We start from the raw sequence: 22396 nt of genomic DNA on the forward strand, positions 1-22396 counted from the left end.
TGATGGCCGAAGCGTCGGGACCAAAGTCCCTCCCGCAAGGGATGCGTTCTTGAAGTGTCTGTCGCCGCTCGACGAGCGCCGCCGCGCCCGGCCTACGCCGCCGCCACCGGCAGCGCCAAGGCCGCGCCTTCGACGCAGGCGATCAGGCGCTCGCCCGGCGCCAGCACCGGGGCGACACCCGCGGTGAAGTGCGAAAACGCCGGTAGTACCGTCATGCCCTCGCGCAGCCAAAACGCGGGCCAGCGCGGGCGCAGGCCGGGCAGCTTGACGAGCGGGTGCAGGTGCCCGCACAGCACGTGGCGCTGCGCATCGGTGGCCGGATCGTGGCGTAGCACGAACGGGCCGTCCTCCACCTGCGCGCCGAGCAGGGCGATGTCCAGCCCGGCGCCGGCGAGGGCGCGGTCATGGTTGCCGTTGATCGCCGCCACGCGCAGTTGCGGATGCTGCGCGCGCCACGCATGCCACTGGCGTTGCCAGTCGGCATCGGGTGCGGCGCCGTGCAGCACGTCGCCGAGGATCCACAGTTCCGCCGCATCCTGCGCCTGCAGCAAGGCCGATAGCCGCGCCAGGTCGAGCGCGGTGCCGCCGCGCGGCAGGCCGATGCCGGCGCGGCGGAAGACGTCCGCCTTGCCCAGGTGCAGGTCGGCGATCAGCAGCCGTCGCCGCGCCGGCCAGTACAGCGCACGATCGCCGAGCAGGCGCATCGGTTCGTCGGCCAGCCGCCAGTCCAGTTCAGCGCGCATGGCGCTGCTCCAGTTGCGCCGCCGCGCGCATCACCCGCGCCTTCCAGTCCTCGGTGCTGAGCTGGCCGCGGATGCTCTCGGCCCACAGCGGGAACGCCAGCGGGGTGAGGCTGCGCGGGCTGTGCAGCGCCAGCTCGCGCGCGGCGCAATCGTCCAGGGTGGCAGCGAGCCGGGTCAGCTCCATCTGGCCCTGCAACACCTCGCGCTCGGCCTGCGCCAGCAGCAGGTGCTCGGGATCGAAGCGGCTCAGCACGTCGTACAGCAGTCCGCTGGACGCCTGCAACTGGCGCAGGCTGCGCGGCAGGCGGCCGGGCAGGCTGGGCGGCAGGAGGCCGGCGACGCGGGCGATTTCGCGGAACTGCCGGCGCGCCAGCTCGCCCAGGTTGAGGCTCTCGCGCAGATCCTCGAACAACTGCGCCGGAGTCAGCAGCTCGCGCAGCAGTATCGCATCGATCGGCGCGTCCTCCGCCGGCGATAGTACGAAGCCATAGTCGTTGGCGGCGAAGCTGAAGGTATTGCGCTGCCGTCGGCCCCAGCGCAGCGCCAGCAGCGCGGCCAGGCCTTCGTGCACCTGGCGTCCGGCGAACGGGTACACGAACAGATGCTGGCCGTCGCGGGCGCGCACGCGCTCGGCCAACAGCCGCTGCGGCGCCGGCAGATCCGACAGTGCGCGCTGCAAGCCAAGCAGCGGCGCAAGCGCGCGCAGTTCGGCCTCGCCGCGCGGATCGGCGAACACCGCTTCCACCTCGCGGCCCAGCTCCGAGGACAGCGGCATGCGCCCGCCCATCCATTTCGGCACGCTGCCGTCGCCGCCCTTGGCCAGGCGCACGTAGGCGGTCATGTCCTCCAGCCGCACCAGTTCCAGCAGGCGCCCGGCGAACTGGAAGCGGTCGCCGCGGCGCAGGCGGCCGACGAACTGCTCCTCCACCGCGCCGAGGCGACCGCCGCGCAGGAAGCGCACCGCGACGCTGCCGTCGCTGGTGATGGTGCCGATCGACAGGCGGTGGCGCAGGGCGATGCGGCGGTCGTGCACGCGGTACAGGCCGTCTTCGTCCAGCACCACCTTGCGGTAATCGGGATATTGCGCCAGCGCGCGACCGCCCTGCACGACGAACTCCAGCACTGCCTGCCAGGTCGGCGCGTCCAGCATGGCGAAGGCCGCGGTGCCGCGCACTTCGGCGTACAGCGCGTCGGCAGCGAAGCCACCGCCCAGCGCGCAGGTGATGCAGTGCTGGGCCAGCACGTCCAGCGACAGCCGCGGCGCCGGCCGCGATTCGATGCGGCCATGGGCGATGGCGCGCCGCGCCGCGGCGTATTCGACCAGCTCCAGCGCGTGCGAGGGCACGCACAGCACGTGGCCGGCCTCGCCGGGACGGTGCTTGGCGCGGCCGGCGCGCTGCAGCAGCCGCGCCACGCCCTTGGGGCTGCCGACCTGCAGCACCTGATCGACGGCGGGAAAATCCACGCCCAGGTCCAGGCTCGAGGTCGCCACCACGCAGCGCAGGCTGCCGTCGCGCAGCCCTTGTTCGGCGGCGCTACGCAACGCCGGATCCAGCGAGCCGTGGTGCAGGGCCAGCGTATGCGCCTCTTCCGGCCACACCGAGGTCAGCGCCTGGTGCCACAGTTCGGCCTGCGCGCGGGTGTTGGTGAACAACAGGCTGGTGCGTACCGCGAAGAGTTTTTCCAGCACCCGCGGCAATTGCGCCAGGCCCAGGTGGCCTGCCCAGGGGAAACGCTCGCCGACCGCCGGTGCCAGCGTCTCCAGGGTCAGCGTGCGTGGTTTGACCCCGGCCACGATCGGCGCCTGCGGCAGGTGCGGCAGCAGCACGTCGCGCGCCTCGTCCAGGTTGCCGAGTGTGGCCGACAGGCCCCAGGTGCGCAGCGCCGGTGCCCAGCCGCGCAGCCGCGCCAGGCACAGCTGCAGCAGCACGCCGCGTTTGTTGCCGAGCAGTTCGTGCCACTCGTCGACGATCACGCAGCGCAGCGTCGCCAGCTGCGGCGCAGTGTCGGGATAGGACAGCAGCAGCGCCAGCGATTCGGGCGTGGTCACCAGCACGTCGAGCTTGCCACTGCGTGCCAGGCGCTTGTCGCGCGCGCTGGCGTCGCCTGTGCGCAGGCCGATCTGCCAGTCCAGGCCCAGCGCTTGTGCCGGTTCGCGCAATGCGCGCAGGGTATCGGCGGCGAGCGCGCGCAGTGGGGTGATCCACAGGACCTTCAGATCGCGCTGCGCCTGACGGCGCGTACGCACGGGTGCGCCAGCCTTGGCGGAGGTGCTGGCGGTGTTGCCGCCGCGTGCGGGTTTCCTGGTGGCTGCCGCCGCCTGCGCCGCGGTCTGCGCGCGCAAGCCCTCCAGCAACGGGCCGCCGAACGCGGCCAGAGTCTTGCCGCTGCCGGTGGGCGTGTGCAGCAGCCCGGAGCCGCCGTCCAGGTAGTGCCCCCACAGCGCGCGCTGGAACGGCAATGGCTGCCAGCCCTGCTGCGCGAACCAGGCGTACAGTGGCGCATCGGCCGGGCGCCGGCGCGCCGCCGCTGCGCTCATCGCGCCAGCGCCTGCAGCGTGCTCAAGCGGTCGGCTTCGGCGAACGGCTTGTCGTGGCGCCAGCGCAGGATGCGCGGGAAGCGCACGGCGATCCCGGACTTGTGCCGACTGCTGCGATTCACCGCCTCGAAACCGAGCTCGAATACCTGGTACGGCGTCACCGCGCGCACCGGGCCGAAGCGCTCGGTGGTGTGCGCACGGATCCAGCGGTCCAGCGCCAGGATCTCGCTGTCGTCCAGCCCCGAGTACGCCTTGGCGACGGGCACCAACTGTTCGCCGTCCCACAGGCCGAAGGTGTAGTCGGTGTACAGCGTGCTGCGCCGGCCGTGGCCGGCCTGCGCGTACAGCAGCACCGCGTCGATGGTCAGCGGCGCCACCTTCCATTTCCACCAGTCGCCGCGGCGGCGGCCGGACTGGTAGGGCGAATTGGCGCGCTTGAGCATCAGGCCTTCCACGCCGCGCACGCGCGAATCTTCGCGCAGCATCGCCGCCTGCTCCCACGTTGCGGCCTGCACCTGCGGCGACAGCGTGAGGCGCGGATCGGCGTGCGCCTCCAACAGCGCCTGCAACTGCGCGCGGCGCTGCTGCAGCGGTTGCTCGCGCAGATCCTGGCCATCCAGTTCCAAGAGGTCGTAGGCGAGCACGCGTGCCGGCGTATCAGCCAAGGTCTTGGCGCCGGGCTTGCGCCGCTGGATGCGGGTCTGCAGCGCGGTGAACGGCAGCGGCGCGGGCTCGCCCTCGCGCCAGACCAGCAGTTCGCCATCGATCACCGCATCGCGCGGCAGCGTCGCCGCGGCCGCTTCGATTTCCGGGAAGCGCCCGTCCAGGCGTTCCTCGCCGCGCGACCACAGCGCCACCTCGCCGTCGCGGCGGATCAGTTGCAGGCGGATGCCGTCCCACTTCCATTCCAGCAGCCAGTCGTCGAGCGCGCCGAGCGTGGCAGCCTCGGCTTCCAGCGGTGAGGCGAGGAAGAACGGGTAGGGCTGCTGGCGGTCGCTGGGCAGCACCTCGTCCGACAGCAACTGCTCCAGTGCCTGCGGCGTCGGCGACCAGGCGCCGAGCATGCGCTGGGCGATGCGCGCAATGTCGATGCCGGACATCGCCGCCAGCGCCTGCTGCACCAGTCGCTGCGACACACCCACGCGCAGCGCGCCGGTCAGCAGCTTGTTGAACAGCAGGCGCTCGTCGAAGGCCAGGCTGTGCCAGCCGGCGACCACCGCGGCGCGGCGTGCGGCGTCGTCCTGTGCGGCCACCGGCAGCAGGCGCTCTTCGATCCAGTCGCGCAGCGGCGCCGGGTCCGGGGTTTCCGCCGGATCGTCGAGCAGCAGGGTCAGGGTCTCGGCGAGATCGCCGACATGGTCGTAGCTGTCGTCCACCAGCCAGCCGGGCAGGCCGCTTTCCTGCGCGATCCATTCGCGCAGTTCGCGCGTATTGGCGATGCGCCGCAGCTTGCCGCCGCTGAGCAGCCAGATCGCCCAGGCCGCATCGGCCGGCGGCGCCTGCTCGAAGTAGGCGACCAGCGCGGCGCGCTTGTCCAGCGTCGCGGTGCTCTGGTCCAGTTGCCGGTACAGCGCGGCGAAGCGCTTCATTCCTCGCCACTGTAGTCGGTGCGGAACGCTTCGGCGGCGACGCCGCGTTCGTTGAGCGCGCGGATGATCGCGTCGGTGTTGCCGTGGGTGGCGATCACCCGACGCGCGCCGGTGTCGTCGATGGTGCGCAGCAGGTCGGGCCAGTCGGCATGATCGGAGACCACGAAGCCGCGATCGTAGTTGCGCCGGCGGCGGTTGCCGCGCAGCCGCATCCAGCCCGAGGCGAAGCCGAGTTGCGCATGGCGGAAGCGGCGCAGCCACGGGCTGCCCGCGGCCGACGGCGGCGCCAGCACCAACTGTCCGGCGTAGTCGGCGCGCTTGTCCAGTTCGGACACCGTGCGCGTGTCCAGCATCGCCACGCCGGCCTCGCGGTACACCGCCACGCCGGCCGCCACCGCGCCGTGCAGTAGCGCCGGCTGATCGTCCCAGGGCTGCAGTTCGGCCAACACGCGCTGCGCCTTGCCCAACGCGTAGCAGAACAACACCGCGGCCTCACCGCGCGCGCCGCACTCGCGACGCCAGGCGACGATCTCGCGCGCCACCCCGCTGGTGTCCGGCCAGCGGTACACCGGCAGGGCGAACGTGGCCTCGGTGATGAAGGTGTCGCAACGCACCACCTCGAATGGCGCGCAGGTCGGATCGGGCTGGCGCTTGTAGTCGCCCGAGGCCACCCAGACCTCGCCATCCACTTCGATGCGCACCTGCGCCGAGCCGAGCACGTGGCCGGCCGGATGCAGCGACACCTGCGCGCGGCCGAGGGTGAAGCGGGTGCCGTAGTCGTAGGCGCGATAGGCCTGCTCGCCCAGTCGCCAGCGCAGGATCGGCAGGCCCACGGCGGTGCAGTGGTATTCGCCCATGCCCGAGCGCGCGTGGTCGCCGTGGCCATGGGTGATGACCGCGCGCGGCACCGGCCGCCAGGGATCGATATGGAAGTCGCCGGCGGGGCAGTACAGCCCTTCCGGGCGCAGCACCACCAGGTCCTGGGAAGCGACAGTCGGCATGGGCGCCACTGTGTCCAAGCCGGTGTGCAGGAGATGAGAATCCGCCACGCGCGTTCGCGGTCGGAGGACGGATCGGCCACAATGCGGGCAGCGCTTCTGGGAGGGAGATGCATGCACACGGACCTGCCGGCGTTCGCCACGCATACGGTCGACAACCAGCCGCCGCCGTTCGAACCGCGCGATCTGTGGGCCGACGACGCGGTGTTGCGTGAGGCCTGCGCACGCGAAGGCGCCGCCGCCTTCGCCGCGGCGCTGGCGCAGTACGGCGCGTTGGCCGGCGATGCGCTGTACCGGCTCGGCTTCGACGCCAACCGCGACCGTCCGCGGCTGCGCACGCACGACCGCTACGGCCACCGCATCGACACGGTCGAGTTCCACCCGGCCTATCACCAGTTGCTGGACGCGGCCAAGCGCCATGGCGTGGCCGGGTTGTCCTGGCACACCCCGCAGCCGGGTGCGCACGTGGCGCGCGCCGCGCTGAGCTACCTGCACCACCAGGCCGAGGCCGGCACCAGTTGCCCGCTGACCATGACCCATGCCGCGGTCGCGGTGTTGCGGCAGGAGCCGGCCCTACGCGACTGGGCCGACAAGGCCGCCGCGCCGCACTACGACCCGCGCGACGTGCCGATCGCCGACAAGGCCGGCATCACCCTGGGCATGGGCATGACCGAGAAGCAGGGTGGCTCGGACGTGCGCAGCAACGCCACCGTCGCCACGCCGCTGGACGGCGCCGACGCCTACACCCTGGTCGGGCACAAGTGGTTCTTCTCCGCGCCGATGTCCGACGGCTTTCTGGTGCTGGCGCAGGCGCCCGCCGGTTTGACCTGCTTCCTGCTGCCGCGGCGCCTGCCTGATGGCCGGCTCAACGCGCTGCGGCTGATGCGGCTGAAGGACAAGCTGGGCGACTGGTCCAACGCGTCCAGCGAAGTGGAGTTCGCCGGAGCCTGGGCGCAGCGGGTCGGCGAGGAGGGACGCGGGGTGGCGCGGATCATCGGCATGGTGATGCTGACCCGGCTCGACTGCATGCTCGCCGCCGCCGCGCAGATGCGCATGGCGATGGCGCAGGCGTTGCACCACGCGCGGCATCGCGTCGCGTTCGGCAAGCGCTTGGTCGAGCAGCCACTGATGCGCAACGTGCTGGCCGATCTGGCGCTGGAATCGGAAGCCGCCACCGTTTTCGCGCTGCGGGTGGCACGCGCGGTAGACGCGGCCGACGCCGACGCATCGGAAGCGGCGTTCGCGCGCATCGCCACCGCGCTGGGCAAGTACTGGCTGTGCAAGCGCGCGCCGGCCTTCGTCAACGAGGCGCAGGAATGCCTGGGCGGCGCCGGCTATGTCGAGGAGTCGATCCTGCCGCGGCTGTATCGGCAGGCGCCGCTGAATTCGATCTGGGAGGGCAGCGGCAACATCCAGTGCCTGGACGTGCTGCGCGCGCTGGCGCGCGAACCGGCCACTGCCGCCGCAGTGCTGGCGGAGCTGCAGATGGCAGCCGGTATCGACCCGGTCTACGACGCGGCGCTGGACGCACTGCGTACGCCGCTGGCCGGCAACGCCGAGGTGGACGAGTTCAGTGCACGTAGCCTTGCCGAACGCATCGCACTGGCCTTGCAGGCCGCGCTCCTCCTGCGCAGTGCCAGCCCGGCCGCCGCCGCATTCGTGCGCAGCCGCCTGGCCGGCGCACATGGACTGGCGTTCGGCACGCTGGAGGCGGGTGTGCCGGTCGAGGAACTGCTGGTGCGTGCGTTGCCGTAGGCCTGCGGCCTGGCGACCCAGCGCGCCGTCGCCAAGCGGGGAATGAGCGGGCCGGCGCTTCCTTCTCCCATCGGGAGAAGGTGCCCCGAAGGGGCGGATGAGGGTGCGACGGCCAGCAGAGCCACGCAGCAAATGCAGCATCGCAGACCTCGCGCGGCCGTACCCTCACCCCAACCCCTCTCCCGGTGGGAGAGGGGCTAGGCTTCCACGAATCCCCAATCCCCAATCCCCAATCCCGCGCCGCAAGCCGCTAGTGCCTCCCACGCTTTCCGCCCCGCACCGGCGTCGCCTCGACCGACAGCGTGAAGCTGCGCTCCTCGCCGTCGAGCATGGCGCCGACGCCGACCAACTGGCGTTTGATCTCCTCGCCGCGGCCGTTGCGGATGCTCACCAGCACGGTGTACTCCCAGGCACTGCCGTCTGCGGGATGGCGGATGCTGCCCTCCACGCGCAGCGGCACCAGCGCGGACGGCGCCGACTGCTGCAGCACCGCCGAATCGAAGCGCAGGTGGTGCTTGCACGCCGGGCACACGCTGGCGCTTTCGAGGATGGTGGCCTTGCAGTGCGGGCAGGTCCGGGTCGCCCCCGGACTGCCGGGACGCGGGCTGCTCATGCGCCGGCGTCGGACTCCGCGGGCTTGCCGCCCTTGCGGGCATGTTTGTCGTCGTCCCAGCCGAAGTCCGCCTGGCCGCGCATGCGCGATCCGGCGGCCACGGTCAGCGAGCCGGCCTTGACGTCGCCGATCAGCGCGCCGGAGGCGAGCAGTTCCACCCGCGAGGCCGATTCGATGTTGCCTTCCAGCTCGCCGGCGATCACCACCTTGTCGGCGCGCACGCCGCCGCTGAGCTTGGCGCCGGTCTCGATGGTGAGATCGCCCTGCACGTTGACGTCGCCCTTGAACTTGCCGGCGATGCGGATGTGACCGGTGCCCTCGATCTTGCCTTCGATGCTGATGTCGGCGGCGATCAGCGATTCCTTCGCGGCCGGGGCGGGCGCGGCGGTGCGGGCGGCAGGAGCGGCGGCGGCGACCGCGGCGAGCGGTTCGCCCGCGGCGGCATCGCCCGGCGGGCGCGGCTCCGGCGGCAATGCGCCGTTGCCGGGAACGGGCGGCAGGCCATCCTTGCGCGCGGGACCCTGGTCTTTCCAGATGGACATGGGCTGTCGTCTCCAGTCGGGGGAAGCGCGACTATCGCCGCTCTATCGCGTCGGTTTTGTGACGCTTTCTTCAAAACGGCGGCCCGATCGCGACCGCCGCCGGTTCAGCCCATGCCGTCCAGCGCCGGGTCGTAGGCCTGCACCTGGTTGCGGCCGCAGCGCTTGGCCCGGTACAGCGCCGCATCGGCCTTGCGCAGCAGGGTGGTGGCGACCACGCCGTCGCGCGCATAACTGGCCACGCCGATCGACATGGTCACTGCGGGCAGCGCCTTGCCGTCCACGCTGGCGCTCAGTTGCTGGGCGGCGCCGCGGATCTGTTCGGCGATGGCCAGCGCTTGTTCCGGCCCGGTCTCCGGCAGGATCACCGTGAACTCCTCGCCGCCGTAGCGGCAGGCGATGTCCTCGCCGCGCAGCCGCGTCGACAGCATCTGCCCGACCGCGGCCAGCAGGCTGTCGCCGCCTCCATGGCCGTGCAGGTCGTTGAACTGCTTGAAGTGGTCCACGTCCAGCATCAGCAGCGACAGCGGCATCTGCCGGCGCCCGCAGCGGGCCAGTTCGTGGTTGAGCGATTCTTCCAGGTAGCGCCGGTTGAACAGGCCGGTGAGCGGGTCGCGGATCGACTGCAGGCGCAGCGACTCGCGCAGGCGCAGGTTGCTCAAGGCCAGCGACAGCTGCTCGGCGGCGGCCTCGGCGATGGCGATGCGCGGCAGCGGGCCGGTGCCGCGCCCGGCCAGGAACACGAAGCCCAACTGCGTGCCCTGCGCGGAAAGGGGAATGCAGGCGGTGCTGGCCCCGGCGGCGTAGGGATCCTCGCGCAGATGCGCGCAGGTCGAGTCGTGGCCCTGTGCGTGCACGAAATGGCTCTTGTCGCGACGCAGGGCCCAGCAGTCCTGCGGCGCCACCGCCGGCTCGCTGCCGACCGGCGGCTGGCCCCAGCTGACGATCTCCTCGGCGCGGTCGCGCGAGGCGCGCAGCAGGTAGACGCTACCGCCGGCGTCGGGCATCAGCGCGGCGAGCAGGCGCGCGGTCACCGTCAGTGCCTCGGCCGGCTCCACGCAACTCTGCAGCAGGCCGGTATAGCGGCTGAGCGCGTTGAGGTCCGCGCTGGTGCGCTCCAGCTCGTTGATGCTGGCTTCCATCTTCTCGTTGGCGACCGAGGCGGCCTGTTCGGCGTTGCTGCGGTTGCGCAGTTCGCGCAACAGCAGCGCGTACACCACGCCGACGCTGCCCAGGCCGAACGGGATGCCGGCAAGGGCGAGCGCCAGCAGCATGTCGGCGCTGCGCTGGTTGGACGTGTCGCGGCTCTGCAGCAGTTGCAGTTCCACGTCGGTCATCTGCTGCACCTGGTCGCGGACCGCGCTGGAACTCTGGTACACGCTGGGCGCCATCGCCCGCTGCAGCGCTTCCAGACCGTCGCGCTGGTACACCGCCAACATCTGCCGCATCTGCACCAGCCGCGTGTTCGCCAGTTGCTGCAGCATCTGGACATTGGCGATCTGCACGGGATTGTCGGAGACCAGCGTACGCAACTGCGCCAACTGCCGCGGCACGCGTTCGGCACTGTCGTAGTAGAGGCTCAGATAGGCCTGGTTGTTGGTCAACTCGTAGCCGCGCAGCGAGGATTCGGTCATCAGCAAGGTGGACTGCACCTCGTCGATGTTGCGCAGCACTTCGTGGGTGTGGGCGACACGCGCGGCGTCGTAGATCGCGCGCTGCGCGCCGTAGAACACGCCGGCGCCGACCAGCACGAAGACCGCGGCGGAGAACAACAGGGCTAGGCGGGTCCTGGCCCGCACACGTTGGAGAATCGGCATCGCGAAAGTCTACTGTGACGCCGCAAAAGCCCTGGACCGGCGTCACAAAAAGACCCGCCACGCCGGCACAGCACGCGGCACGCGCTGCGCGGCAGGGGACCGCCCCGCATGCGTGGGGACGGCCGATGACTCAATGCTGCTCGCGGTCGCCGTTGTGCGGATCTTCGTTGGCGTTCTCGCGGGCCTTGTCGGCGACCTTCTGCGCCGCATTCGCGGTGGCCTCGCTGGCATCGGCCGCCATCTCCTTGGCCGCCGCCGAGGCATCCTGCACGGCCTCGGAATTGGCGGCGCGGTGTGCGGCGTCGCGCGCATCGGCGGCGGCCTCGCGTCCGGCCTGCGCGACCTGGCCCGCGGCTTCCTTGGCGGCTTCGCCGGTCTGTTCGGCGGCGACCTTGGCGTCGCGTTGCGCCTGCTGCGATTCGGGACCCTGGCAGCCGGCCAGTGCGAGGGCGCCCAGCAGGGCCACGATCGGGGTCTTGTTCATGCGGCTTCTCCGTCCACGGGTGGGTGACGCCGCGCAGCCTAGGCGGGGGCGCATGCAGCCTGCGTCAAGGCGGAGCCGTGGCGCGGGGCAATGTTCAGGAAAGCGCTATCGTCGGTGAGGAGGCGCCGCGGGTGTAGGCCCCCGACACTGCGAAGCGCGTGTCCGCGGGCGGGCGCCGGTCCGGTCACGCGGGCAATGCTGATGTTCGGCTTCTGCTTCGGCTTCTGCTTCGGCGCGTACGCGCCTGCACTTGCGTGGCGTGTGGCGGTGATGCGCATCGAACGCGTCGCTCACCGCTGGCGTCCGGCAGGTCGCGTGGCCGCTGCCGGCAGTGCGATGCGTCGTCCACTCATGCGGAGGACTGCATGGGCGCAACGCGGTGGCGAGGCGATGGCGCGGGTGAAAGCCTGCACAGGCGCGCGTTGCGAGGCGGTGTCAGCGGCGGACGACGGCGCGGCATTCGCGCGAGCGGAGCATGGATGTGTCGTTGCCCGCCCGCCGTTCGGAGACATGCTGCACCGGCACGGTGGTGGCCTCGTTGCCGCGCTCCCTGACAAACGTCAGGCAAAGAAAAAGCCGCTGGCGGACCAGCGGCTCTTTCAGGACTGCAAAAAGCAAGAAGTGATTACTTCTTGGCTTCCTGAGCAGCGTCCTTCGCCTTGTCGGCGGTGTCTTCCGCAGCCTTGGCGGTGTCGGCAGCCTTGTCGGCAGCGGCATCGGTCGGGGCAGCGGCGGCAGCGGCCGAAGCGTCGGCAGCGGTGTTGGCGGCGGTCGCGGCGGTGTCGGCAGCGGCCTGAGCGGCGTCGGCGGTCGGGGCGCCGGCGGCAGCCGACTGGTCGGCAGCAGCCTGCGCGTCGGTGGCGGCTTCGTTAGCCGAAGCGGCGGCGTCCTGGGCCTGCTCCTGCTTCGAGCACGCGGCCAGGGCCAGGCCCAGGGCCATTGCGATCAGCAGCTTGTTGATGCTCATTGTGTCTATCCTCGTCGTTTAGTTAGGCAACGCGCGAATGCGCGCCCTCAACATGATGACAAGCCAAAGTCGGCTGTCAAGCGCACGCGCATTCATTTTTGTGTTTCAGGGGTTAATCCCAATCAAATCAATTCGATGGCGACTGCTGTCGCTTCGCCACCACCGATGCACAGCGTCGCGATTCCGCGGCGGCCGCCACGGCTGCGCAACGCATTTAGCAATGTCACCAGCAGCCGCGCACCGGAGGCGCCGATCGGATGGCCGAGCGCGCAGGCACCGCCGTGGACGTTGACCTTGGCGTGGTCCAGGCCCAGTTCCTTGATCGGCACCATCGCCACCACGGCGAAGGCTTCGTTGATCTCGAACAGGTCGACGTCGTCCAGACTCCAGCCGACCTGATCGAGCAACTTGCCGATCGCGCCGACCGGCGCGGTGGTGAACCATTCCGGCGCTTGCGAGAAGGTCGCGTGGCCGACGATCCGCGCCAGCGGCGCGACGCCGCGGCGTGCAGCCTCGTCGGCGCCCAGCAGCACCAGCGCGGCGGCGCCGTCGGAGATGCTCGAGGAACTGGCCGCGGTGACCGTGCCGTCCTTCTTGAACGCCGGCTTCAGCGCCGGGATCTTGGTGACGTCGGACTTGCCCGGCTGCTCGTCGCTGTCGACGCGCACTTCGCCCTTGCGGGTGGCGACGGCGACCGGAACGATCTCGTCGGCGAAGGCGCCCTCGCGCTGTGCGGCCTGCGCACGGCTCACCGATGCGATCGCGAACGCGTCCTGGTCCTGGCGGCTGAAGCCGAACTTCTCCGCGGTGGCCTCGCCGAACACGCCCATCGCCTGGCCGTCGTCGGGATTGGTCAGGCCGTCCCAGGCCATGTGGTCGACCGCCTGGAAGTTGCCGTAGCGGTTGCCGGTGCGCGAGTTCGGCAGCAGGTGCGGCGCGTTGCTCATCGATTCCATGCCGCCGGCGACGACGATGCTGGCCGAACCGGCCTTGATCAGGTCGTGGCCCAGCATCACTGCCTTCATGCCCGAACCGCAGACCTTGTTGATGGTGGTCGCGCCGGTGCCGTCGGGCACGCCGGCCGCGCGCGCGGCCTGGCGCGCCGGGGCCTGGCCGAGATTGGCCGGCAGCACGCAGCCCATGATGACTTCGGAGACGTCGGCGGCGGGGATGCCGGACTGCTCCAGCGCGGCGCGGATGGCCGCGGCGCCCAGCGTCGGCGTGGGCACGCCGTTGAACTGGCCCAGGAACGCGCCGATGGCGGTGCGCTTGGCCGCGGCGATGACGATCTCGGTCATGGCAAACCCTTACGAAAGAGGTGCGCCGATTATCGGCCGCGGCGCAGATTCTGCCAATCGCAGGGTCCTGGGCGGGCGTCCCGCGAATACGGTTTCGGTGTAGATTGGCTTCGGGTCATCGCCGTCGCCGACGGCCGATGAATGGGAATGGCACCGGCCGGTGCGGCAGATCAAGGCAGAGGGGAAGGACATGCGGGTATTGATGGCACGGTCGCTGCTGGCGGCCGCGGTGGCGGTTGCGCTCACCTCGTGCGGTGGCGGCGGTGGCGGTGGCGGCAATCTGGTCCACGGCAGTCCGCCGCCGACCTCGCCGCCGCCGACGTCACCCCCACCGCCCCCGCCGCCGCCGCCGACCTCACCGCCGCCGACCTCGCCGCCGCCGCCACAGCCGGCGTTCGACGCGCATCTGACCCTGACCAATACGCTGGCCGCGCACAACGCCGGCTACGACGGCAGCGGCTACCGCATCGGCGTGGTCGACACCGGCGTCAACCGCAACCATCCGGCGCTGGCCGGGCGGGTGGTGTCGAACCTGGTCTACGTCGATCCCAGCCAGAACAACACCCAGGTCGACGACGTCGACGGCCACGGCACCACCGTGGCGCAGCTGGCGGCGGGCAAGTCGGTCGGGCAGTGGCCGGGCGGCATCGCGCCGGGCGCGCAGATCGTGTCGGCGCGCATCATTTCCGACACCCCGCCCAAGGACGACGGCAGCGGCAGCGGCAACCAGGTCAGTGGCGGACTGGGCCTGACCCAGGTGCACCAGGACCTGATCAATGCCGGGGTCAAGGTGATGAACAACTCCTGGGGCGGGATCTACTGGACCGACCTGAACTCGACCAACGCCATTGCCGCCGAGTACCGCCCGTTCGTGATCGGCAACGGCGGCCTGGTGGTGTTCGCCGCCGGCAACGAATCCAAGTCCACGCCCTCGGACATCGCCTCGCTGCCCAGCAAGTCCGGCCCCAACGGCACGCTGCCGGCGGCGGATCTGGAGCGCGGCTGGCTGGTGGTGGCGGCGACCGATTCGAGCACCGGCACGCAACTGGCCTCGTATTCCAACGCCTGCGGCGCGGCGATGCGCTATTGCCTGGTCGCACCCGGCACCGAGGTGTTCGTCGATCCCAAGGCGACCACCTCCACCAGCAACCCCGATTACTACTACGGCAGCGGCACCTCGTTCGCGGCGCCGCTGGTGTCCGGCGCGGCGGCACTGGTCTGGCAGGCCTTCCCGTACTTCAGCAACGACCTGGTCCGGCAGACCCTGCTCGGCACGGCCACCGACCTGGGCACGCCCGGCGTGGACGCGACCTTCGGCTACGGCCTGCTCAACGTTGGCAAGGCGGTGCAGGGACCGGGCCGCTTCGACTGGGGCGACGTGACGGTGGGGTTCACCGGCAGCTCGACCTGGGCCAACAACATCGCCGGCAGCGGCGGCCTGATCAAGCAGGGCAGCGGCACGCTGACCCTGAGCGGCACCCAGAACACCTACAGCGGCGACACCCAGGTGCAGGGCGGCACGCTCAGTGCGGCCAGCCTGGGCAGTTCGAACGTGGCGATCAGCAATGGCGCTACCTTCGTCGGCACCGGCGCGCTCGGCGGCAGCGTCGCCAACGCCGGCACCTTCCAGGTCGGCGTGGCCACCTTGAGCCTGAGCGGCAACTACGTGCAGAGCAGCAGCGGCCGGCTGGCCCTGCTGGTCGGCGACAAGCTCTCGGTCGGCGGCAGCGCCGCTCTGCAGGGCGGTTCGCTGTACGTGCTGGGCAAGCGCGACTACGTGGTCAACAACACCGCCTACAAGGTGCTGGAGGCCAGCGGTGGACTCACCGGCACGTTCGCGTCGGTGACCACGCCGTCGAACGTGTTCCTGACCTCGTTCCTGTCCTACGACGCCACCAGCGCCTCGATCACCGTGCAGTCGCTGAGCGTCACCGCCGCCGCGGCCAGTTTCGGCAACATCACCGCGGCTACCCTGGCGTCGGCGACGCGCGTGGACGCGGCGTTCGCGCAGCTCAACACGCAACTGAGCCACGACCCGGCCACGGTCGATGGCGCCCTGCTCAAGGCGGCCGCCGCGGTGCAGCAGTCGCCGAGCGTGGCGGCGGCGTCGGCCACGCTGCGCAGCCTGTCCGGCGAGGCGCATGCCGCGGCCACCGCGATGACCTTCGACACCATGGACCTGCAGCGGCGCGCGCTGTCCAGCCGCTTTGACGTATTGGTCGATCAACCGCGCGCGGTTGGCGCCTGGAGCCAGCGCCTGGGCGAGACCGGGCAGGGCAGTTTCGCCGGCAGCCAGTTCCAGCTCGATGGCTGGCTGATGGGCCAGGACCTGCGCCTGAGCGATCACCTCGTCGGCGGCGTTGCGTTCGGCGAGAGCCGCGCCAGCGACGCCGGCAGCCTGGACCGCAGCCGCAACCGCCAGGTGCAGGGCCAGGCATATCTGGGTGCGATGGCCGGCAATGCCTATGCGCTGGCGCAACTGGGCAGCGGCCAGTACCAGCGCCAGCTCGACCGCAGTTTGCTGCTCGGCGACACCGTCGCCGACGCCTCCAGCCGCTACGCCGGGCGCTTCCTGTCCTCCAGCGTCGAGGTCGGCTATCGATTCGGGCGTGGCCCGGCGTGGCTGACCCCGTATGCCGGTGCCGACTACAGCCGCATCGACAGCGATGGCTTCCGCGAGCAGGGCGGCGACGGCTTCGGGCTGATGGCCGACGCGGCCAGTTCCTCGCGCAGCCAGGCGCTGGCCGGCCTGCGGGGCGGATTCGGCGGGCGCAGCTGGTCGCTGCAGGGTTATGCCGAGTGGCAGCAGACGTTGGCTGCGCAGGGACTGGACCGGCAGGCCAGCTTCGTCGGCGTGAACGCCTGGGCGCCGCTGGTGGACCTGCAGCCGGCGCGCTCGGGCGGGCTTCTCGGCGCCAGCCTGCAGACGCGCTGGAACGGGGCGTTGCTGGGGCTGGGCTACGACCAGCGGTTCGGCCCGCGCGGCGACGACCGCGCGGTGTCGCTGCGCTATCGCCTGGGTTTCTGAGTCCGGGTACCCGGTCCGGCGCGTGCTGCGCCGGATCCGGGTCGATCGGTCACATAGGGCCAGGACATCTCAGGCCCTGCGGCATTCCGCCTGCGGCGCAGGCGGCGCGCGCGTCACTCGCCGCGCAGATGGCCCATCGAGCGCGGCGCGGTGCGGCCCAGCGGCAGCTTGAGCTTGCCGATCGCCTGCATCCGCGCCTCGGCGATGCGGTCGGCGGCCTGTTGCGGCGGAATGTTCTCGCGTTCGGACAGGTCGAAGATCTTGCCGAGGTTGTGGTACATGCTGCGGATCAGCCGCATCGCGCGTTCGCGGTTGTAGCCGTCGATCTCCAGCGACACGTTCATCACGCCGCCGGCGTTGACCGCGTAGTCCGGCGCGTAGAGGATGCCGCGGCGGTGCAGTTCCTCGCCGACCGCGGGATTGGCCAGCTGATTGTTGGCGGTGCCGCAGACGATCTTGACCTTGAGCCGCGGCAGCTTGGCCTCGTCGAGCGCGCTCTCCATGGCGCATGGCGCCAGCACGTCGGCGGCGACGTCGTAGATGTCATCCGGGTCCACCGCTTCGGCGCCGTATTCGGCCACGGCGCGCGCGACCAGCGCCGGGTCCAGGTCGGTCACAAACAGCTTGGCGCCGCGTTCCTTGAGCAGCTTCACCAGTTCCATGCCGATGTGGCCCAGGCCCTGCACGGCGATGCTGGTCTTGCCGATCTCCTCGTGGCCGAACTTGCGTTGCAGCGAGGCCATCAGCGCCTGCAGCGCGCCGTAGGCGGTGAACGGCGCCGGGTCGCCGGAGCCGCCGTGCACCTGGTGCACGCCGGTGACGTACTCGGTCTCCAGGTAGATCTGTTCCATGTCGTTGACGTCGGTGCCGACGTCCTCGGCGGTGATGTAGCGGCCACCCAGCGAATCGACATAGCGGCCGAAGGCGCGGAACAGCGCTTCGGACTTGTCGCTCTTCGGGTCGCCGATGATCACCGCCTTGCCGCCGCCGATGTTGAGACCGGCCAGCGCGTTCTTGTAGGTCATGGTGCGGCTGAGCCGCAGCGCGTCCTGCAAGGCCGATTCGGTGTTGGCGTAGGGGCGCATGCGCACGCCGCCCAGCGCAGGGCCGAGCACGGTGTTGTGGATGGCGATGATCGCCTGCAGTCCGACGTCGCGGTTGTGGCAGAAGACGACCTGTTCGTGGCCGGTGTTGGCTAGCGTTTCGAAAAGCATGGGGGCTCCGCTGGCATTGCAGGTGTCGGACACCATGGTCCAGGAACGTGCCTGGGGGTGGCGCAAAACAAAAACGCGACGGTTCCGGAACAGGCCCTGAGCGTCGCGATGGCGGCATTTTAAAGCAATTGCCGGCCGCCCGCGCGACGCCGTCGCGGCCCGCGGCATGGGCATCTCGCCGCTCCGTGCGACGCCAGGGGGCAGCAGCGCGCCCGTTTGCCCAGGGCGATGCCTGAGATCGCGGGCAGGGTGGCCCTCGGCGGAGACGGCGGCCGCCACACGAGAACGAGCGGGCGAACGGTGCCGGTCGGGACCTTGTCCACCCGTGGTGGCCGCCGACAAATGCGATCGCAGTGTGGGAGGGGCTTCAACCCCGACGGTGTTCAGTCGCACGCGCCGGGACTGAAGTCTCCAAGGAGCAGCGCAGCTGGAGTCAATTGTCATGCAGTCGGGGTGCGCGAAGTGGCGTGCTTTTTCGATGGCGCAATGCGTCGGGACTGAAGTCCCTCCCACAGTGCACCCGGCGAGTTCGCCGCAAGCGCCTGTGGGAGCGGCCGAACGCCGGCGGCGTGGATCTGGGGGCGGTGCGCGTGCCGGCGGCCATGCATGCATGGGAACGCCGCCGCGCGCGCCGCCAGCACGGCGATCGCGCGCGGCGCTGCTGGACGCTGAATCAGCGGCGGACCCAGTACCCGGCGTGGAAGCGATAGGCGGGGCCGTGGTGCTCCCAGCGCGGACCGACGTAGACGTAGCCCGGCCGTTCCACCACGTAGCGGCCGGCGACCCAGACGTGGCGGCGCCCGTTCCACTGCCAGTAGCCGGGCATCCAGACGTAGCCGGGCCGCACCACCACCCGTTCCACGATCGGTGGCGGCGGCGCGGTGCGGACCGACAGTTCCACCACCTCGCGCGCCTGCGCGGGTGCGGCGGCCATGCCGCCGGCGAGCGCGCCGCCGAGCAGGGTGGCCAGCAACAAGGGACGAGCGAACATGCGAGTTCTCCGAAGGCATCGGCGGGGTGCCGACGCGGGAGGAAACGTCGCGACCGGTTCGGGTGTTGACGCGTTCCCAAGGGCGTATTCATGCAGCGGATAGCCAGGCCCGACGTCGTGCAGGTGGCCCGTCGACCAGGCGCGGATGCTGCAGCGCAACCTGCCCGTGTCGCGCTGCGCGCCTAGAATCGCGGCATTCTCTTTTCGATGTCCGTACGATGAGCCTTCCCGCGTCCCGCGTTCCGTTGCCGCAGACGGACGCTAGTCCCTTGCGTTTCGTCACCGCCGCCAGCCTGTTCGACGGCCACGATGCGGCGATCAACATCATGCGTCGCCTGATCCAGGCGCAGGGCGCCGAGGTGATCCATCTCGGCCACAACCGCAGCGTCGAGGACGTGGTGCGGGCGGCGCTGCACGAGGATGCCGACGCGATCGCGCTGTCCTCCTACCAGGGCGGCCACGTGGAGTACTTCAAGTACATGGTGGACATGCTGCGCGAGCGCGGCGCCGGCCATGTACGGGTGTTCGGCGGCGGTGGCGGCACCATCACCCCCGAGGAGATCGCCGAGCTGCAGGCCTATGGGGTGGAGCGCATCTACCATCCCAACGACGGCATGAAGATGGGCCTGGTGGAGATGATCGAGGACGTGGTGGCGCGGGCCGGGCGCGGGCGGGACGCGGGACCCGGGACCCGGGACCCGGAACAGGCCGGCACCTCGCTTCCCGGCATCGACGACGAGATCGGCATCGGCAAGATGCTGTCGGCCATCGAGGACGGAGCTTTTACCGAAACGGAACTCGTCCTGCTGCGCAAACAATGGCAATCCGGTCTGTCAGGCGTCTCCGGGTCCCGGGTCCCGGGTCCCGGGTCCCGCAGCGGGCGTGTAGCGCCCGTACTCGGCCTCACCGGCACCGGCGGCGCCGGCAAGTCCTCGGTCACCGACGAACTGCTCAACCGCTTCCTGGCCAGCTTCCCGCAGATGCGCATCGCGGTGGTGTCGGTGGACCCCAGCCGGCGCCGCACCGGCGGTGCGCTGCTCGGCGACCGCATCCGCATGAACGCGCTGCGCAGCCCGCGCGTGTACATGCGTTCGATGGCCACGCGGCGCCAGCACGCTGCCACCAATCGGGTGCTGAAGGACTGCATCGCGCTGCTGAAGGGCATCGGTTACGACCTGGTGATCGTGGAGACCGCCGGCATCGGCCAGAGTGACTCGGAGATCGTCGACCTGGTCGATTTTCCGGTGTACGTGATGACCAGCGACTACGGTGCGCCGAGCCAGCTGGAGAAGATCGACATGCTCGACTTCGCCGAACTGGTGGTGCTGAACAAGTACGACCGGCGCGGCGCCGAGGACGCGCTGCGCGACGTGCGCAAGCAGTGGCGGCGCAACCGCGCGGCGTTCCAGTTGGAGGACGAGGCGGTGCCGGTGTATCCGACCATCGCCAGCCAGTTCAACGACCCGGGCGTGAGCTGGATGTTCGTCAATCTGTGCCGTCTGTTGCGCGAGAAGCTGGCGGCGCACGCGGACGCCGCGGCAAACGCGCCGGGTTCGCAGGCCAATTGCGATTTCCGTCCGCAACTCGACACCACGCTGAAGGAGCCGCGCGCCACCGTGCTGATTCCCGGCGCACGCGTGCGCTACCTGGCCGAGATCGCCGAGCAGGGGCGGGCGATCAATGCCGGGGTGCTGCGCCAGGCCGAGGCCGCCGACCGCGCGCAGGCGTTCTGGCAGGCGCTGCACGAACTGCAGGATCCGCAGTTGCCGGCGCAACTGGAACTGTATGCGGCGCAGGACCTGCTGCCGGCGTCGCGCGCGGATGATGCTGCGGCCGACACGGTCGCGGACGCGAGCCTGCTATTGCTGCGCCAGCGCTACAACGATGCGCTGCAGTCGCTGTCCAGCGAGTCGCTGAAGCTGCTGCGCGAGTGGCCGCAGCGGCTGAAGTCGATCACCGATCCGGTCACCGAATATGCGGTGCGCGGCAAGCCGATTCGGGTGGAGAACTACCGGGAGTCGCTGAGCCACCAGTCCATTCCGAAGATCGCCGCGCCGCGCTACAAGAGCTGGGGCGAACTGCTGACCTTCCTCGGCAAGGAGAACCTGCCCGGCAGCTATCCCTACACCGGCGGCGTGTATCCGTACCGGCGCACCGGCGAGGACCCGATCCGCATGTTCGCCGGCGAGGGCACGCCCGAGCGCACCAACCGGCGCTTCCATTACCTGAGCGTCGGCCAGCCGGCCGCGCGCCTGTCCACCGCCTTCGACAGCGTCACCCTGTATGGCGAGGATCCGGCGCCACGCCCGGACATCTACGGCAAGATCGGCAACTCCGGAGTCAACATCCCGACCCTGGACGACATGAAGAAGCTGTACTCCGGCTTCGACCTGTGCGCGCCGACCACCAGCGTGTCGATGACCATCAACGGCCCGGCGCCGATGATCCTGGCGATGTTCATGAACACCGCCATCGATCAGCAGGTGGAGAAATACCTCAAGGCCGACGCGCAGCGCTGGGCGCAGGCCGAGCAGACCCTGGCGCGGCTGTTCGAAGGCCGCGAACGCCCGCGCTATCACGGCGCGTTGCCGCCGAGCAACGACGGCCTCGGCCTGGCCCTGCTCGGGGTCAGCGGCGACCAGTTGGTGGACGCGGAGACGTACGCACAGATCAAGGCGCAGACCCTGTCCAGTGTGCGCGGCACGGTGCAGGCCGACATCCTCAAGGAGGACCAGGCGCAGAACACCTGCATCTTCAGCACCGAGTTCGCACTGCGCATGATGGGCGACATCCAGCAGTATTTCGTCGAGCAGAAGGTGCGCAACTTCTACTCGGTGTCGATCTCCGGCTACCACATCGCCGAGGCCGGGGCGAACCCGATCAGCCAGCTCGCCTTCACCCTCAGCAACGGCTTCACCATCGTCGAGTACTACCTGGCGCGCGGCATGCACATCGACGACTTCGCGCCGAACCTGAGCTTCTTCTTCAGCAATGGCATGGACCCGGAGTACACGGTGATCGGCCGGGTGGCGCGGCGGATCTGGGCGCGGGCGATGCGCGAGCGCTACGGCGGCAACGAGCGCAGCCAGATGATGAAGTACCACATCCAGACCTCGGGCCGCTCGCTGCACGCGCAGGAGATCCAGTTCAACGACATCCGCACCACGCTGCAGGCGCTGTACGCGCTGTTCGACAACTGCAACAGCCTGCACACCAACGCCTACGACGAGGCGATCACCACGCCCACCGAGGAAAGCGTGCGCCGCGCGGTGGCGATCCAGATGATCATCAACAAGGAGCTGGGGCTGAACTTCTGCGAGAACCCCTGGCAGGGCAGCTTCATCGTCGAGCAGCTCACCGACCTGGTCGAGGAGGCGGTGTACAAGGAGTTCGAGGCGATCAGCGAGCGCGGCGGCGTGCTCGGCGCGATGGACACCATGTACCAGCGCGGCAAGATCCAGGAAGAGAGCCTGTACTACGAGCACAAGAAGCACGACGGCAGCCTGCCGCTGGTCGGGGTCAACACTTTCCTGCCCAAGGAGCACGCCGGCGAGACCGCGACCGAGATCGAGCTGATCCGCTCCACCGAGCAGGAAAAGGACCAGCAGATCGGCAACGTGCGCGACTGGCAGCAGCGCCGCAACGCCCTGGCGCTGGTCGCCGACGATGCCGGGCTTGGGACGCTGCAGCGCACCGCGCGCGAGCGCCGCAACGTGTTCGCGGCGCTGATGGAGGCGGTCAAGACCCATAGCCTGGGGCAGATCAGCCATGCGCTGTACGAGGTGGGCGGCGAGTATCGGCGCAACATGTAGGCGCCGACG

General features: G+C 70.3%; 16 protein-coding genes. 3 read left to right on the forward strand and 13 right to left on the reverse strand.

What is annotated here, in order from left to right; all coding sequences use genetic code 11:
* Positions 1 to 92 precede the first annotated feature (92 nt).
* Genes pdeM through GGR71_RS05880 form a run of 4 tightly spaced genes read right to left on the reverse strand, consistent with a single transcriptional unit; the run spans position 93 to position 5872 of the window.
* A complete protein-coding gene (pdeM, locus tag GGR71_RS05865) occupies positions 93 to 743 on the reverse strand; it encodes a ligase-associated DNA damage response endonuclease PdeM (protein WP_160963070.1) in 651 nt (216 codons plus the stop codon).
* On the reverse strand, positions 733 to 3282 hold the full coding sequence (locus GGR71_RS05870) for a ligase-associated DNA damage response DEXH box helicase (RefSeq protein ID WP_160963072.1): 2550 nt from the start codon (positions 3280 to 3282) through the stop codon (positions 733 to 735). Before GGR71_RS05870 ends, pdeM begins: the two co-directional genes overlap by 11 nt.
* Complete coding sequence (locus tag GGR71_RS05875) at positions 3279 to 4871, reverse strand: ATP-dependent DNA ligase (protein WP_160963074.1); 1593 nt, start codon at positions 4869 to 4871, stop codon at positions 3279 to 3281. Before GGR71_RS05875 ends, GGR71_RS05870 begins: the two co-directional genes overlap by 4 nt.
* Positions 4868 to 5872, reverse strand: a complete 1005-nt coding sequence (locus GGR71_RS05880) for a ligase-associated DNA damage response exonuclease (RefSeq protein WP_160963076.1) — start codon at positions 5870 to 5872, stop codon at positions 4868 to 4870. The genes GGR71_RS05875 and GGR71_RS05880 overlap by 4 nt, the downstream gene beginning before the upstream one ends.
* Positions 5873 to 5968: 96 nt before the next feature.
* Between GGR71_RS05880 and GGR71_RS05885 the strand changes: the two genes are divergently transcribed.
* Positions 5969 to 7624, forward strand: a complete 1656-nt coding sequence (locus tag GGR71_RS05885; RefSeq protein ID WP_456362599.1) for an acyl-CoA dehydrogenase family protein — start codon at positions 5969 to 5971, stop codon at positions 7622 to 7624.
* Positions 7625 to 7874: 250 nt separating this feature from the next.
* Here the strand turns inward: GGR71_RS05885 and GGR71_RS05890 are convergent, their stop codons facing one another.
* From GGR71_RS05890 to GGR71_RS05920, 7 genes are all read right to left on the reverse strand, one after another.
* Complete coding sequence (locus tag GGR71_RS05890) at positions 7875 to 8237, reverse strand: hypothetical protein (protein ID WP_152181262.1); 363 nt, start codon at positions 8235 to 8237, stop codon at positions 7875 to 7877.
* Positions 8234 to 8779 carry a bactofilin family protein gene (locus GGR71_RS05895; protein ID WP_048490952.1) on the reverse strand — a complete coding sequence of 182 codons (546 nt, stop codon included), beginning with the start codon at positions 8777 to 8779 and terminating at the stop codon, positions 8234 to 8236. Before GGR71_RS05895 ends, GGR71_RS05890 begins: the two co-directional genes overlap by 4 nt.
* A 104-nt stretch (positions 8780 to 8883) precedes the next feature.
* Entirely contained in the window at positions 8884 to 10593 is a 1710-nt protein-coding gene (locus GGR71_RS05900; RefSeq protein WP_184451723.1) for a sensor domain-containing diguanylate cyclase, read from the reverse strand.
* Between the two features lie 130 nt (positions 10594 to 10723).
* The gene (locus GGR71_RS05905; RefSeq protein ID WP_160963080.1) at positions 10724 to 11077 is read right to left on the reverse strand and encodes a hypothetical protein; all 354 of its coding nucleotides are present in this window, start codon (positions 11075 to 11077) and stop codon (positions 10724 to 10726) included.
* Between the two features lie 435 nt (positions 11078 to 11512).
* A complete protein-coding gene (locus tag GGR71_RS05910; protein ID WP_160963082.1) occupies positions 11513 to 11695 on the reverse strand; it encodes a hypothetical protein in 183 nt (60 codons plus the stop codon).
* 7 nt (positions 11696 to 11702) lie between these two features.
* A complete protein-coding gene (locus tag GGR71_RS05915) occupies positions 11703 to 12044 on the reverse strand; it encodes a hypothetical protein (protein WP_048490955.1) in 342 nt (113 codons plus the stop codon).
* 122 nt (positions 12045 to 12166) lie between these two features.
* On the reverse strand, positions 12167 to 13342 hold the full coding sequence (locus GGR71_RS05920) for a thiolase family protein (RefSeq protein WP_160963084.1): 1176 nt from the start codon (positions 13340 to 13342) through the stop codon (positions 12167 to 12169).
* A 202-nt stretch (positions 13343 to 13544) separates the two neighbouring features.
* Between GGR71_RS05920 and GGR71_RS05925 the strand changes: the two genes are divergently transcribed.
* Complete coding sequence (locus tag GGR71_RS05925) at positions 13545 to 16370, forward strand: S8 family serine peptidase (protein WP_456362590.1); 2826 nt, start codon at positions 13545 to 13547, stop codon at positions 16368 to 16370.
* 113 nt (positions 16371 to 16483) lie between these two features.
* Here GGR71_RS05925 and GGR71_RS05930 read toward each other — a convergent pair whose 3' ends face one another.
* Together GGR71_RS05930 and GGR71_RS05935 are read right to left on the reverse strand one after the other, a co-directional pair.
* Positions 16484 to 17584: a Glu/Leu/Phe/Val dehydrogenase gene (locus GGR71_RS05930; RefSeq protein WP_160963088.1), complete on the reverse strand. Its 1101-nt coding sequence runs from the start codon at positions 17582 to 17584 to the stop codon at positions 16484 to 16486.
* Between the two features lie 673 nt (positions 17585 to 18257).
* Positions 18258 to 18575, reverse strand: a complete 318-nt coding sequence (locus tag GGR71_RS05935) for a YXWGXW repeat-containing protein (RefSeq protein ID WP_237474573.1) — start codon at positions 18573 to 18575, stop codon at positions 18258 to 18260.
* Between the two features lie 218 nt (positions 18576 to 18793).
* Between GGR71_RS05935 and GGR71_RS05940 the strand changes: the two genes are divergently transcribed.
* Positions 18794 to 22387, forward strand: a complete 3594-nt coding sequence (locus GGR71_RS05940; RefSeq protein WP_160963090.1) for a methylmalonyl-CoA mutase family protein — start codon at positions 18794 to 18796, stop codon at positions 22385 to 22387.
* Positions 22388 to 22396: the final 9 nt, after the last annotated feature.

The sequence above is a fragment of the Xanthomonas sp. F1 genome (genome assembly GCF_014199855.1).

What these genes read in the sequence shown, in the direction of transcription:
- pdeM (WP_160963070.1), bottom strand. Translation starts at nt 743, where the DNA reads ATGCGCGCTGAACTGGACTGGCGGCTGGCCGACGAACCGATGCGCCTG.
- GGR71_RS05870 (WP_160963072.1), bottom strand. Translation starts at nt 3,282, where the DNA reads ATGAGCGCAGCGGCGGCGCGCCGGCGCCCGGCCGATGCGCCACTGTAC.
- GGR71_RS05940 (WP_160963090.1), top strand. Translation starts at nt 18,794, where the DNA reads ATGAGCCTTCCCGCGTCCCGCGTTCCGTTGCCGCAGACGGACGCTAGT.
- GGR71_RS05920 (WP_160963084.1), bottom strand. Translation starts at nt 13,342, where the DNA reads ATGACCGAGATCGTCATCGCCGCGGCCAAGCGCACCGCCATCGGCGCG.
- GGR71_RS05905 (WP_160963080.1), bottom strand. Translation starts at nt 11,077, where the DNA reads ATGAACAAGACCCCGATCGTGGCCCTGCTGGGCGCCCTCGCACTGGCC.
- GGR71_RS05935 (WP_237474573.1), bottom strand. Translation starts at nt 18,575, where the DNA reads ATGTTCGCTCGTCCCTTGTTGCTGGCCACCCTGCTCGGCGGCGCGCTC.
- GGR71_RS05900 (WP_184451723.1), bottom strand. Translation starts at nt 10,593, where the DNA reads ATGCCGATTCTCCAACGTGTGCGGGCCAGGACCCGCCTAGCCCTGTTG.
- GGR71_RS05915 (WP_048490955.1), bottom strand. Translation starts at nt 12,044, where the DNA reads ATGAGCATCAACAAGCTGCTGATCGCAATGGCCCTGGGCCTGGCCCTG.
- GGR71_RS05890 (WP_152181262.1), bottom strand. Translation starts at nt 8,237, where the DNA reads ATGAGCAGCCCGCGTCCCGGCAGTCCGGGGGCGACCCGGACCTGCCCG.
- GGR71_RS05925 (WP_456362590.1), top strand. Translation starts at nt 13,545, where the DNA reads ATGGCACGGTCGCTGCTGGCGGCCGCGGTGGCGGTTGCGCTCACCTCG.
- GGR71_RS05875 (WP_160963074.1), bottom strand. Translation starts at nt 4,871, where the DNA reads ATGAAGCGCTTCGCCGCGCTGTACCGGCAACTGGACCAGAGCACCGCG.
- GGR71_RS05895 (WP_048490952.1), bottom strand. Translation starts at nt 8,779, where the DNA reads ATGTCCATCTGGAAAGACCAGGGTCCCGCGCGCAAGGATGGCCTGCCG.
- GGR71_RS05880 (WP_160963076.1), bottom strand. Translation starts at nt 5,872, where the DNA reads ATGCCGACTGTCGCTTCCCAGGACCTGGTGGTGCTGCGCCCGGAAGGG.
- GGR71_RS05930 (WP_160963088.1), bottom strand. Translation starts at nt 17,584, where the DNA reads ATGCTTTTCGAAACGCTAGCCAACACCGGCCACGAACAGGTCGTCTTC.